Here is a 14,318-nt window from a genome sequence, read left to right as displayed (position 1 = left end):
AGGCACTTGATCGGCGAAAGATTATGATTGAACATTTCAAGCGGCTAGGGGACGAAACCGGCAAATACGGGTAATTTTGTGCTTGAAAATCTCCTTGCAGGCGGCCCGCGCCTCCAGATCATTTCATTGCCGCGCGGACGCCAGCATCTGACCATCATGCCGACCAGCGCCGGCTACGAACTGCGCCGCAATGAACACTATGAATGGGATGGGCGCAACCGGGGCGCCTCCCCCTTTACAGTCTTGCAGCACACGATCAGCGGGCAGGGAAATCTGCGCCACCAAGGCCGCCAGTTTCGTATCGCGCCGGGCCAGACCCTGCTTCTGACCGTTCCGGACAATCATCGTTACTGGCTGCAACCGGGCGAACACTGGGAATTCTTCTGGATTTCCATGACCGGTGAGGAGGCACTGCGCCTTCACACCATGATCCAGGCCGCAGCCGGCCCCGTGCTGCGCCTGCAAGGTGCCACCATAGAGCATCTGGCCGGATGCGCGCTGCGCCTGATGCAGGATCCCGCCACGATCGGGCAGGCCTCGGCCATTGCCTATGAGGCAATCACGGCGCTTTATGATGACGTGTTCGGCGCGGTGGAGATGCCCAACCGGCACAGGGATATGCAGCCGGTGCTGGATCACATTGAAACGCATATCGGCAGCACTCTGGATGTGAGCAGTCTTGCGGGCCTGATGGGCATGAGCAGAGCACATTTTTCCCGCCGTTTTGCGGCGGCTGAAGGCATTGCACCCGCGGAATACGTCCTCCACCGTCGCCTTCACCATGCGGCAGTCCTGCTGGCGGGCTCGGAGAAACTGTCGGTCAAGCAGGTTGCCATTCTCTGCGGCTTCACCGACAGCAATTACTTTTCCAAGGTCTTCCGCCGCATCTATTCGGTCTCACCGTCACAATTCCGCACCACTGGAATGTATGCCAGCCTGAGGCGCGAGCCAAAAAGCCAGAGCGCCGATCTTATTCAATCAGATCGAAATGCACCTAAAGCGTCAGGAGCGGATCTGAAAGATCGCCACACGCTTTAATGATCCAATTTAACGCAATGCAGCAGGCTCCCGGCATCTCGCCGCCATACAAAAGAGGGTAATTCAGTCGAATTTTCCATATTTACCCGTTAGAATTGAGGGTATGAGGCAAAAATCGGGCTAAAATACGCCTTTCCATTATGTTGCAGCGCAAAATTATTCGTTAAATTCCCGGCTTTTAGGCCGTAACACCCTGTAAGTGCGGCCTTTCGCAGCGTTGACCCCTTGGCTTTGAGGGACTTCCGATTTAATATCTCATTAAGCGCATAACCGCCTAGTTCGATACCGCAATTGCATTGCACAACGACCTTGCTGTAAAACAATTCAAGGACGCAAGCGGATGACCACACAACGGCAATCCACTTAAATTTATAATTTTCTAAAGTATTTTTTTTACGACGACCGGCTTTCACGCCAAAACCGCAAGAACAGCCATTTTTATTCCACGGACGGGGCATCATCGCCGCGCAGGGCGAAGCTTTGTTCATTTTCTGACAAATATTTCAAGGGTATGGATTTAAGATGACCAGTATGGAAAAGATTTTACCGGTCACCCCGGCACAGGCCGGCATGTGGATCAGCGAAAAGGTTGGAGCACCGGGCGTTGTCTTCAATCTGGCCGAGTTCATGGAAATTCATGGCCCCGTCAACCAGACGCATTTCGTCAAGGCCCTTACGCAGTTGACGCAGGAGCTGGAGGCCACCCGCATTCGCATTCGCGAAATCGACGGACAGCCTCATCAGGTCGTTCTGGCGGCCTATCCGGAAGACTTCCGTGTCATGGATTTCTCCTCCGCAACGGACCCGCTGGCCGCCGCCAGGCAATGGATGATGGCCGACATCGAGGCGCCGCTCGACCTTGCCACCGGCCTGCTCTGGACCAGCGCCCTCGTCAAGCTCGCCGACGATCATTGGCTGTGGTATCACCGCGTCCATCACATCGCCTTCGACGGCTTCACTGGCGGCATGGCGACACGCCGTCTCTCGGAGCTTTATAATGCTCTGGAAGAAAATCGCGCACCGCTGCCCTGCGACTTCGGCTCGCTGGAAGATCTGCTGGAAATTGAAACGGGATACCGCAATTCTCCGCATTTCGAGCGCGACCGCGCCTACTGGATGGAGCAGTTGCAGAATGTGCCGCAACCGGTCACGCTGGCACGCAAGCGCGTTGCCCCGGCTGGCGGCATGTTGCGTCACAGTACCTATCTGTCCTGCGAAAAATCCGCTGAAATCATCAATGCCGCCAAGGTCCTGGGGGCAAGCGTTCCCCAAACCCTCATTGCAATGGTCGCCGCCTATTATGCGCGCGCAACCGATGTTGAGGATCTGGCGATCGTCACCATGGTCACGGCGCGCGTCAGCGCCGCCGCCCGCCGCATTCCCTGCATGATGGCAAATGCCGTTCCCCTTCGCTTCAAGCTCTCGCGGGAAACCTCGCTTCAGGATCTCGTAAAGCAGGTTTCCCAGCAGATGATGCGCGCCTTGCGCTATCAGCGCTATCGCTATGAGGATATGCGGCGCGACATCGGCATGGTGCGGCAGGATGAGCAGATCGCCTTCATCGGCGTCAATATCGAGCCCTTCGATTACGATCTTCATTTCGGTGGCCACCCGACCACCATGCACAATCTGTCGAACGGCACGATGAACGACATCACCATCTTCGCCTATGACCGTGGTGACGGCAGCGAGATCAGGGTGGACTTCGATGCCAACCCGGCCCTCTATTCGCAAGAGGAACTGAAGGCCCACGAGGCCCGCTTCACCCGGATGATGGACAGCCTGCTTCTGTCGCCCGACATGCCGCTCAGTGCCTTCAGCCTCCTGTCCGAAGGCGAGCGTCAGCAGGTGCTGGAAGACTGGAACGCCACGACAAAGCCCCTCCCGCAAGAGAACTGGCCGGATCTCTTCCGCCAGCAGGCAGCCAGCAAGGCTGAGCGCGTGGCGGTGCGTTTCGGTGAGCATAGCCTTACCTATGCCCAGCTTGACGCGGCCTCCGACGGGCTTGCCGCCCGCCTACAGGCTGAGGGGGTCAAGCCCGGCCAGCTGGTCGCCGTGGCCGTTCCACGGTCTGAAATGATGGTCGTGGCCCTTCTCGGCGTGCTGAAGGCGGGGGCCGCATACCTGCCGCTCGATCCGGCCGATCCACCGGCGCGCATCGGCATCATTCTGGAAGATGCAAGGCCCGGCGCCGTGATCACCACCACGGAAGGCAGCGCCCGCCTTTCCCTCGGCGGGATCAACACCCTGCTGATCGACCGTATTTCCGGTGAACTTGCGGCCTCGGCCGGGCAGTTGAAGCGTCCGGTCATTGCCGATGACGACACGGCCTATGTCATTTTCACATCCGGCTCGACCGGCCGCCCCAAGGGCGTGCAGATCCCACACCGTGCGCTGACCAATTTCCTGCTTTCCATGCAGGACCTGCTGAAACTCACGGAAAAGGACCGGTTGCTTGCCGTAACCACCATCGCCTTCGATATTGCCGCGCTGGAACTCTATCTGCCGCTTCTGACCGGCGCGCAGACGGTCATTGCCACGCGCGATACGGTGCGCGATCCGGCAGCCCTTGCACGACTTCTCAAGCAATCGGGCGCCACCGTCATGCAGGCGACACCTTCACTGTGGCGCGCCCTGCTGGAAGAGCATCTGAGCGAGCTTCGTGGCCTGCGTTCGCTGGTTGGCGGTGAAGCCCTGCCTGCCGATCTCGCTCACCGCATGGCAAAACTCGGCCATCCGGTTCTCAACGTTTATGGACCGACGGAAACGACTGTCTGGTCCACCGCCATGGCCCTTACCGGCAGCGATCTCGATACGACGCCGATCGGCAAGCCGATCTGGAACACCCGCCTTTATGTTCTCGACAGGAACGGCCAGCCCGTTCCCCCCGGCGTTGCCGGTGAACTTTACATCGGCGGCACCGGGGTGGCGAAGGGCTATCTCGACAAGCCGGAATTGACCGCAGAGCGCTTTTTGCCGGACCCCTTTGCCGGCGACGGCGCACGCATGTACCGCACCGGCGATATGGCAACCTGGCGTGCCGACGGCGTGATGGAATATCTCGGCCGCAACGATCATCAGATCAAGATTCGCGGTTTCCGGGTGGAGCCGGGTGAAATCGAAGCCGCCCTCATCGATCAGGCGGAAATCCGCCAGGCCGTCGTGGTGCTGCGTGACGATCCCGGCCAGGGCAAGCGGCTGGTGGCTTACGTCGTGCCAAGCGCGGGCACGCTGCCTGATGCAGCAGAGCTTTCGGCCCGCCTTGCCCAGTCCCTGCCCGCACATATGATCCCTGCCGCCTATGTGGAGATGGAAACCATCCCGCTCAACGTTAACGGCAAGATCGATCGCAACGCCCTGCCCGCACCGCAATGGAAGGCGGAGGAAGGTTTCGTTGCGCCGCAGACCGCGGCCCAGGAGACGATTGCCGCCATCTGGCGCGATATTCTCGGCATCAAGGATGTCGGCATCCATGACAGTTTCTTCAACCTCGGCGGGGACAGCCTTGCCGCCGCCCGGATGATTGCCGCCATCCGCGCCCGGATGAAGAGCGAAATTCCGATCGCTGCCGTTTTTGACACCCCCACCATCGCCACGCTGGCGCGCCTGATCGAAGCGCCGGCAGCAAGGGCCAATTTCCTTGATCCGGTTTTGCCGATCCGCGAGCGCGGCCATGGCGCACCGCTTTTCTGCGTCCATCCGGTTCTTGGCATGGGCTGGGGCTTCTACTCGCTTGCCGGACATGTTTCGGACGACACGCCGATCTATGCCTTCCAGTCGGAAGGTCTGCGCGATCTTTCCGCCCTGCCGCAATCGGTGGAGGAAATGGCCGGTCGCTATGTGGACCATATGCGGCGCATTCAGCCGCAGGGGCCTTATCATCTGCTCGGCTGGTCGTTTGGCGGGCTGGTTGCCCACGAGATTGCCCGCCAGCTTCGCGATCAGGATGAACAGGTCGCCTTCCTTGGCCTGCTCGATTCCTATCCCTATCTGCAAAACGCCGATGCCGCGCGTCTGGACGATGCCACGCTGGTGCAGGCAGCCCTTGGCTTCCTCGGCTTCGATGTGGATCCGGCTGAACTCGACACCAACAAGCCGCTTTTTTCGGTGCTGAACGATTATCTCTTCCAGCAATACGGGCTGGACGATCATCCGCTGGTGACGGAAGTGCAGGCCTATGAGCCGGATATTCTGGAAAAAGCCCGCTCGGTGGTGATCCACCACCTTGGGCTGGCGCAGAAATTCAAGCCGGGCTGGGTCGATACCGATATGCATTTCTTCACCGCAAAGCGCGGGAACAATGCCGCCATCGACCATGTCATCAATTACCAGCCGGAGGCATGGCTGACCCATGTCGGCGGGCGTGTCTATCGCCGTGCGCTGGATTGCTACCATCAGGAAATGCTGGATGCAGGCCCCGCAGCCGAGATCGGCGCTGCCATCCAGGCAGAAATTCTCCGTGAATTCCTGGTGTTGCGCAGCAATGACGCAAGCCAGGAAAACGCGATGACGGCCTGAGTGTCGCCATGCGGATCGTCATATTCACCATTGGAACGGAGGGCGATGTCCGTCCTCTGATCGCGCTTGGTCTTGGGCTGAAAGCGGCGGGGCACAATGTGCTTGTCGCCACCGATCAAAGCTGCGCTGCACTCGTCACCGATCAGGGCCTTGCCTATGCACCGCTGAACGGCGACTTTCTGGCCTGGATGCGCAGCGACCATTCCACGCTGAAAAAGGGCCTCGGTTTCTTCACCATCATGGCCGAGGCCCGAAAAAGGCTGAAAGCCATGGCGGAGCAATGGCCGCGTCAGGCCATGGAAGCCGCAGTTGGCGCCGACCTCATCATCGGCAATGGCATGGTCTATTATCTGGCCGCCTCGATCGGCGAAAGGCTTGCCATTCCCGTCGTGGAAACGCAGCTGATGCCCACGCTGCCATCCGAGACCCCGCCGCCGGTTCCCCTGCCCCGCTGGCTTTCGTCGCTGCCGGGCTTTGCCAATCGTGCGCTTGGAAATGCGGCGCGCCTCATGGTGTGGCGCTCCATGCGGCCCGTCTATAACGAAAAAGTGCGTCCCGCACTGAACCTGCCCGCTTATCCGGGGCTTGCCTGCTTTGACGCCGCTTTCATCAACCATCCGCGACTTTACGGCTTCAGCCCGAGCCTCATTCCTCCATCCGCCGCCTGGCCCGGCAAGACGCTGGCCACGGGAGCCTGGTTTCTGGATAGCCCCGGTTACGAGCCGGACAAGGCCCTTGCCGATTTTCTCGCCGCAGGCCCGCCGCCGGTCTATATCGGCTTCGGCAGCATGTTGCATCACGATCCGGAAAGCTTCACCGCCATGGTGATGAAGGCAATCGCCATCACCGGCGACCGCGTAATTCTGGCAACGGGCTGGGGTGGATTGCAGGCGGCAACCGGCGCGGACGATCGGATCATCGCCATCAAGCGCGTGCCGCATGACTGGCTGTTTCCCAAGCTTGCACTTGCCGTTCACCATGGCGGGGCAGGCACCACGTCCGCCGCAGCGCGCGCCGGCATTCCCTCCGTCATTGCTCCGGTGTTTGGCGATCAGCCATTCTGGGCGGCGCGGCTGGCGGCGCTGGGTGCCGCGCCACCGGCGCTTCCACGCGAAAAACTAAGTGCAGAACACCTTGCCGAGGCAATCAGGGCGGCAAAATCCCTTGCCATGCGAGCCCATGCCGCAGCCCTTGGCGAAAAGATCCGCGCTGAGAATGGCGTGGCAACCGCACTGGAAACGCTCAGCGACTGGGGCCTTCTGCACGCCTCCCCCTCTGCCACGGCAGCCGCCGTGGAACCAAAACGGCTGCTTGCAGCCTCATCACGGTCATAATCCATGAGAATGCGACATCTGCCCCATCTTCTTATCGCAGTGCTTGGCCTCGGTGGCGCATTCTATGCGCTGACCCTGAAAAGCGAAGCCAATACGGCCCGCCCGACCGAAAGCGCTCCCGCGGTCGTGCCGGTAAAACTCGCCCAGGTGGCAAGGCGCGACATGCCGATCTATCTGCGCGGCATCGGCACCGTCCAGCCTTCGGAAAGCGTACAGGTGAAGACCCAGGTCACGGGCCAGCTCGTGGAACTGCACTTCCAGGAAGGTCAGGACGTGAAGACCGGCGACGTTCTCGCGGTCATTGACCGCAAGGCGCTGGAAGCCCAGCTTCGTCAGGCGCTGGCAACCCGGGACAGCACTGCCGCCCAGCTGGAAGATGCCAAGGTCCTTCTCAACCGCCGCGTGGCGCTCAAGGATTTCGCCAGCCAGGAAACCGTCACGACGCAACAGGCACAGGTGCAGCGGCTGGCCGCGCAACTTGCCGCCGACAATGCCAATATCGACGCGGCCCAGACGAGCCTCGACCAGACGATCATTCGCTCGCCCATCGATGGCAAGGCGGGCATCCGTCAGGTCGATGTCGGCAATATCGTGCAGCCCACCGACCAGACGCCAATCGTCGTCATCAACCGGCTGAAGCCGGTTGCCGTGATCTTCACCGTGCAGTCGGATGATCTTCAATCCGTTTTGTCGGGACAGGCGAAAGCGCCCCTCCCCGTTACCGCCTTCGACAAGAGCAACCGCAACGAGCTGGTATCCGGCGCGCTTTCCATGATCGACAACCAGATCGACACCCAGACCGGCACGGTGAAGCTCAAGGCCTCCTTCGCCAATGAGCAATTGACGCTGTGGCCCGGCCAGTTCGTCAACATGCGCCTTCAGGTCGGTTCGCATGAGGGTGGGCTCGTGGTGCCGGAAGCGGCCTTGCAGCAGGGGCCACAAGGGCTCTTCGTCTGGAAGATCGACCCGCAAGGCAAGGCGCATAGCCAGCCTGTGGCCGTGCTGGACAGGTTGAAAGGCGAAGCGGTGATTGCCGGCGCCATTGCCGAAGGCGATCAGGTGGTCATCGACGGCACCTATAGCCTGCGCGAGGGAAGCCTCGTCAAGCAAGCCAGCCCAACCACAGCCACGGCGCCGATCTCATGAGCTTTTCCACGCCCTTCATCCTGCGGCCCGTGGCAACGACCTTGCTGACGGCCGCCCTTATTCTGCTTGGCATTCTCGGCTACCGGCTTTTGCCCGTGACGGCGCTGCCGGTGGTGGATTTTCCCACCATCCAGGTCACGGCCCAGTTGCCGGGGGCAAGCCCCGCCACCATGGAATCGCTGGTGACAACACCGCTGGAAAGCCAGCTTGGGCAGATTTCCGGCCTTTCCAACATGCATTCCACCAGTACGACGGGCATCAGCCGGATCACGCTGGAATTCGACCTTTCGCGCAAGATCGACAATGCCGCGCTGGACGTGCAGGCCGCCATCAACGGCGCTGCCGGATTGCTGCCGCTGGACCAGATGCCGAGCCGCCCCACCTATGCCAAGATCAACCCTGCGGATGCGCCGGTGATGATCCTTGCAATGACCTCCACCACCCTGCCGCTGGAACGGCTGAACGAATATGCCGATACCACGGTGCGCCAGCGGCTTTCACGGGTAGAAGGCGTTGGCCTCATCAGCGTCGAGGGCGGTCAGAAATCGGCCATCCGCATTGCGGCAAATCCGATGGCCATCGCCGCTCTCGGTCTTTCGCTGGATGACGTGCGCCAGGCCATTGTTGCCGCCACTCCCAACCTGCCGAAAGGGTCGCTGGACGGACCAGCCAAATCCTACCAGATCGACGCCAACGACCAGCTCGTCGATCCGCAAGCCTATCTCCAGCAGGTCATAGCCTACAATAATGGCGCAGCCGTGCGTCTTGAGGATGTGGCAAGCGTGCGAACGGGCCTTGAAAACGAGGATCAGGCCGCATGGTTCAATGGCAAGCGCGGTGTCATTCTCAACATCCAGCGCCAGCCGGACGCCAACACGATCCAGGTGGTCGATGCCATCCATGCGCAATTGCAGGAGCTGAAAAGCAACCTTCCCGCCTCTGTCGAGCTTTCCGTTCTGACAGACCGCACCGGCACCATCCGCGCCTCCGTTCATGAGGTGCAGTTCCATCTGGTACTGTCCATCGCGCTGGTGGTTCTGGTTATTTTCCTTTCCCTCAAATCGCTCTGGGCCACCGTCATTCCCAGCATCGTGCTGCCGGTCTCGCTGGTCGCCACCTTCGGCACCATGGCCGTCGCGGGCTTCACGCTGAACAACATGACGTTGATGGCGCTGACCATTTCCGCCGGTTTCGTGGTGGACGACGCCATCGTCATGATCGAAAACATCGTGCGGCAGATCGAAGAAGGCGACGATCCGATGACGGCGGCCATCAAGGGGGCGCGGCAGATCGGCTTTACCGTCGTCTCGCTCAGCGTTTCACTGATTGCCGTATTCATTCCGCTGTTGATGATGAACGGCGTGGTGGGAAGGCTGTTCAGGGAATTTTCCGTCACGCTGTCGCTCGCCGTGATCTTTTCGGCGATCGTCTCGCTGACCCTGACCCCCATGATGTGCGCCCGGCTGCTCAAACGTGGAAAATCCGGACATTCAGCCCATCACGAAGACCATTCCGGCTATTTCAACCGGCTTTACGGGCGGGGCCTCGTCTGGGTGCTGAACCATCAAAAGCTGATGCTGGCGGTAACGGTCGCGACCATCGCCGCGACGGTTCACCTCTATATCGTCGTGCCGAAGGGCTTTCTGCCGCAGCAGGATACGGGCCTGATGATCGGGGTGACGGAAGCATCGCCCGACACCTCCATTCCCGCCCTTGCCGCCCGCCAGCAGGCCATGGTGGAGAAATTGCTTCAGGACCCCGACATCACGGGCATCGGCGCCTTTGTCGGCGCCGGAACCGCCAATCCCACGGCCAATGTCGGCCGCCTCTACATCAATCTCAAACCGCATTCGGAGCGCAGCGCCACGGCATCCGAAATCATGCACCGTCTGCAAGCCTCCGCCGCCGGCATTGCCGGCCTCACCCTGCAACTGCAATCGGTGCAGGAAGTCCAGATCGGCAGCAGCACCTCGCGCACGCCCTATCAATATAATCTTCAGGCAGCCAACGCCGCCGAGATCGAGCAATGGCTGCCATCCTTCATGCAGGCGCTCCAGCGGCAGCCGGAATTAAAGGATGTCAGCTGGAACGAAAAGGCCCGCGGCCCCCAGCTTTTCGTGGAGATCGACCGGGATATTGCGTCCCGGCTCGGGGTCAGCGCCAAGGCCATTGCCGATGCGCTCTATAATGCCTTCGGCCAGCGGCAGATCGCCACGATCTATGCCGAGGCCAGCCAGTACAAGGTCATCATGGAGGTCGGCGCCGATTTCCGCGACGATCCCGACATGCTGAAGCAGATAAGGGTTCGCTCGAGCGACAATTCCATGGTGTCGCTTGACGCCTTCGCCTCGATGCAGCGCGCCGATGCCCCGCTTTCGATCACCCATCTCGGCCAGTTTCCTGCTGCCACCATTTCCTTCGATCTTGCGGCGGGCATCTCTCTGGAGCAGGGGCTTGCCGCCATTCACCGGGCTGAACGCGAGATTGGCTTGCCGGACCTGTTTTCCACCGGCTATAGCGGCGCGGCTGCCGAATTCCAGCGCACGCTTGAAGGGCAATGGCTGCTCATTCTTGCCGCGCTCGTCACCGTCTATATCGTGCTGGGCGTGCTTTACGAGAGCTTCATTCACCCCATCACCATTCTATCCACCTTGCCCTCGGCAGGCATCGGCGCGCTGCTGGCGCTGATGATGGCGGGGCTGGAGCTGGATGTCATGTCCTTTATCGGCATTATCCTGCTGATCGGCATCGTCAAGAAGAACGCCATCATGATGATCGATTTCGCGCTCGTCGCCGAGCGGGAACAGGGTATGAGCCCAAGAGAGGCCATTCATCAGGCCTGCCTCCTGCGCTTCCGGCCCATCATGATGACCACCTGGGCCGCCCTGCTCGGCGCGCTGCCGCTTGCCTTCGGCTCCGGCATCGGCGCGGAATATCGCCAGCCCCTCGGAATTGCCATCGTTGGCGGCCTGATCCTCAGCCAGATCGTCAGTCTTTATACCACGCCGGTCATCTATCTTGCCTTTGATGCGCTGCAACGCCAGTTGAAAGGCCTGTTCGCACGCGCCTTTGCCCGGCCCAGCCCGGTTGGCGGCGAGAACCGCTGATGACATCGCTTCGCTTCTTCATCGATCGCCCCGTGGCCACCACGCTTCTGGCCATCGGCATCTTCGTTCTCGGCTGCCTTGCTTATGGCCGCCTGCCGGTGGCAGCCCTTCCTGCCGTGGACCTGCCCACCATCGTCATCCGTGCCAGCCTGCCGGGGGCAAGCCCGCAAACCATGGCCGCCACGGTGGCAACGCCATTGGAACGGCAACTGGGAACCATTGCCGGCCTCAGCGAACTGACCTCGGTCAATGCCGAGGGCTCCTCCACCATTGTCGCGCAGTTCAGCCTGCAACGCGACGTGGATGGCGCAGCCCAGGACGTGCAGGCGGCCATCAATGCGGCAGAGGCCGATCTTCCCGCCGAAATGCCGCAGCCGCCCATCTATATCAAGGCCAATCCCAGCGTTTACCCCATCCTGATCCTGGCGCTGACCAGCGACACCATGTCGGTCAGCGACATTTATGACCGCGCCGAGACCGTGTTACGGCAACGCCTTTCCCGCATTGACGGGGTTGGCCGGGTAGAATTGAGTGGCAGCGCCAAACCCGCCGTCCGGGTCGATCTCGATCCGGCCCTTCTGGCCACGCGGGGCCTTTCTACGGATGATGTGCGCAAGGCACTGGCGGCGGCCACCATTCTCCAGCCGCTCGGACGGCTCGACACCTCCGAGCGCAGCTTCGTGATTGCCGCCGATACGCAGGTGAGCGGCGCCGACGCCTATCGCCATCTGGTGATTGCCGAACAGAACGGCGCGCCTGTGCGGCTGGGCGACGTTGCGACCGTTACCGATGGCGTGACCGACACCCGCCAGGCCTCGTGGTGGAACGACAAACCCGCAGTCCTCGTGGAAATCATGCGCCGTCCCGGCGCCAATATCACCGCCACCGTGGCCGAGGTGCGGCAAGCGCTCAAACAGGCCGAACGCTGGCTGCCCGCCGCCATCACCGTGCAAATCGCCTCCGACCAGACCCGCTTCATCCAGGCGGGCCTTGAGGAAATGCAAACCACGCTGCTGTTGACCGCCGCACTGGTCATCGGCGTCGTTGGCGTTTTCCTGCGCCGCTTCTGGGCCACCGCCATTCCCACACTGACCATTCCCGTCACCTTGGGCGGCACGCTTGCCTTGATGTATCCGGCCGGATTCGGGTTGGACAATCTCTCGATCATGGCGCTCATCATTGCCGTCAGCTTCATCGTCGATGATACGATCGTCATGATCGAAAACATCGTCAGGCTGATCGATGAAGGCAAGACCCCGCTGGAAGCCGCCCATCAGGGCCTTTCGGAAATGGTCTTCACCATCGTCTCCCTGACGGCCGCACTTTTATCGGCGCTCATCCCTGTGTTGTTCATGCCCGATGTCATCGGGCGGTTTTTTCAGGAATTCGGGGCAACGCTGGCCTTTGCCATTATTCTTTCAGCCATCGTCTCCATGACGATGACGCCCATGCTCTGCGCCCGCTTTCTTCCGGCAACGCCGCAGGAGCCGCGTCCGCCCGGACTCTTCGAGCGTGGACTTTCGCTGATTACGCGCGGTTATGCCAAAAGCCTCGCGGCAGCGCTCGACCGGCCCCGTCTGACGCTGCTCAGCCTTTTCGCGCTGCTGTTTGCGTCACTTTGGATGTTTGCCGCCATACCGAAAGGTCTGCTCCCGACCCAGGATACCGGCGTCATTCGCGGCGTGACCGCTGCCCCCGCTGAGATTTCCTTTGAGGCGATGCGCGAGCGCCAGAAGGCCGTAGCCGAGGTAATTCTCGCCGATCCGGACGTCAATGCCCTGACCTCATCCGTCGGAATCGGTCTGTTGAACGCTCTCAATACCGGCACATTGCGCATCGACCTCAAGCCGCTGGAAACCCGCAAGATCCCCACCGCAGAGGTCATCGAAAGACTTCGGCCAAAGCTCAAGGCCGTGGCCGGGATCGAAACCTTCCTCTCGCAGGTGGATACCATTGCGGTTGGCGGGCGTGCCGGGCGCGGACGCTACCAGTATACGCTACAGGGTGCGGATTTTTCTAAACTGCTGCAATGGGCCGAGGTTATGCGCGACAGGATGAGCGCCATGCCGGAATTGGTCAATATCGGCTCCGATCAGGACGATAGCGGCCTGACCACGGCGCTGGCCATCGACCGCGATGCAAGCGCGCGGCTGGGCGTCTCCGTGGAATCGATCGACCAGACCCTTTACGACGCCTTCGGCCAGCGGCAAATCGCCACCGTCTATACACCTTCAAACCAGTATCGTGTCGTCATGGGCATGGCGGCGGAACAGGCAAGCTCTCCGGAAGCCTTTCAAAATCTCTATGTACCCGGTCAGGATGGAATGCCCGTCCGGCTTACTTCCGTTGCGAAGGCCGGACCTGGCATGAGCCCGGTTCAGGTCAATCATCAGGCGCAACTTCCGGCCATCACGCTTTCCTTCGATACAAGAGCAGGCATCTCGATTGAACAGGCCACGGCCTTGATCGAAGCCTCTGCCCGCGATGCCAGAATGCCGGGCGATATTCGCGGCATTTTTGCCGGAAGCGCCAAGACCAGTCAGGAATCCATCGCCAAACAGGGCTGGCTGCTGATCGGCGCGATCATCGCCATTTACGGACTTCTTGGCGTGCTTTACGAAAGCTTTGCCCACCCGTTCACCATTCTCTCCACCATTCCATCCGCTGCCATCGGGGCGATTTCCACCCTGCTCGTCACCGGCACGGAATTCAGCTTCGTGGCCGTGATCGGGCTGATGCTGCTGATCGGTATCGTCATGAAAAACGCGATCCTGATGGTGGATGTCGCGCTGACCACCATGCGCGAGCAGGGTCTTGACCGTCGGCAAGCCATTCAGGATGCGGCTATCCTGCGTTTCCGCCCCATATTGATGACCACGCTGGCCGCCATTCTGGGGGCCGTGCCGCTGGCAATCGGCGGACGCATCGGCTCGGAGCTCTACGAACCGCTTGGCCTGACCATTGTCGGCGGGCTTCTGGTGTCCCAATTGGTAACGATCTACACAACGCCCACCGTGTTTCTGGCGATAGAACACCTGCGGCGAAAATGGAAACCAGCCGCGTCTCACACCGCAACAATGCCAGAAAGACAGGGCCTTCCCTCCTGAGGCTGGCCACGGTCCTTCGAATGACGGGCGTCGATCCGGATTGTTGACGCAATTGGGCCGCTGTCGGA

At 60.9% G+C, this 14,318-nt stretch carries 7 protein-coding genes; 6 read left to right on the top strand and 1 reads right to left on the bottom strand.

The features are described 5' to 3' along the window. The first annotated feature begins 78 nt into the window (after positions 1–78). Positions 79–1,038 carry an AraC family transcriptional regulator gene (locus T424_RS20675; protein ID WP_245269505.1) on the top strand — a complete coding sequence of 320 codons (960 nt, stop codon included), beginning with the start codon at positions 79–81 and terminating at the stop codon, positions 1,036–1,038. Positions 1,039–1,127: 89 nt separating this feature from the next. Here T424_RS20675 and T424_RS22520 read toward each other — a convergent pair whose 3' ends face one another. Beyond that, on the bottom strand, positions 1,128–1,526 hold the full coding sequence (locus T424_RS22520; RefSeq protein WP_154664864.1) for a hypothetical protein: 399 nt from the start codon (positions 1,524–1,526) through the stop codon (positions 1,128–1,130). 34 nt (positions 1,527–1,560) lie between these two features. Here T424_RS22520 and T424_RS0109660 point away from each other — a divergent pair, with 34 nt between their 5' ends. The 5 genes from T424_RS0109660 to T424_RS0109640 are packed head-to-tail and all read left to right on the top strand — an operon-like array spanning position 1,561 to position 14,250. Further along, positions 1,561–5,556 (top strand): non-ribosomal peptide synthetase, encoded by a 3,996-nt coding sequence (locus tag T424_RS0109660; protein WP_027487544.1) that lies wholly within the window; start codon positions 1,561–1,563, stop codon positions 5,554–5,556. An 8-nt stretch (positions 5,557–5,564) separates the two neighbouring features. Next, the gene (locus T424_RS0109655; protein WP_037067244.1) at positions 5,565–6,890 is read left to right on the top strand and encodes a glycosyltransferase; all 1,326 of its coding nucleotides are present in this window, start codon (positions 5,565–5,567) and stop codon (positions 6,888–6,890) included. Between the two features lie 3 nt (positions 6,891–6,893). Next, on the top strand, positions 6,894–8,036 hold the full coding sequence (locus tag T424_RS0109650) for an efflux RND transporter periplasmic adaptor subunit (protein WP_027487542.1): 1,143 nt from the start codon (positions 6,894–6,896) through the stop codon (positions 8,034–8,036). Beyond that, positions 8,033–11,143 (top strand): efflux RND transporter permease subunit, encoded by a 3,111-nt coding sequence (locus T424_RS0109645; protein ID WP_027487541.1) that lies wholly within the window; start codon positions 8,033–8,035, stop codon positions 11,141–11,143. The genes T424_RS0109650 and T424_RS0109645 overlap by 4 nt, the downstream gene beginning before the upstream one ends. After that, entirely contained in the window at positions 11,143–14,250 is a 3,108-nt protein-coding gene (locus T424_RS0109640) for an efflux RND transporter permease subunit (protein ID WP_027487540.1), read from the top strand. Before T424_RS0109645 ends, T424_RS0109640 begins: the two co-directional genes overlap by 1 nt. Positions 14,251–14,318: the final 68 nt, after the last annotated feature.

The organism is Allorhizobium undicola ORS 992 = ATCC 700741 (assembly GCF_000621665.1).
In the GTDB taxonomy this organism is placed as follows: Bacteria; Pseudomonadota; Alphaproteobacteria; order Rhizobiales; family Rhizobiaceae; genus Allorhizobium; species Allorhizobium undicola.
The sequence above is the reverse complement of the archived record's forward strand: the minus strand, read 5'-3'. Positions and strand labels throughout refer to the sequence as shown.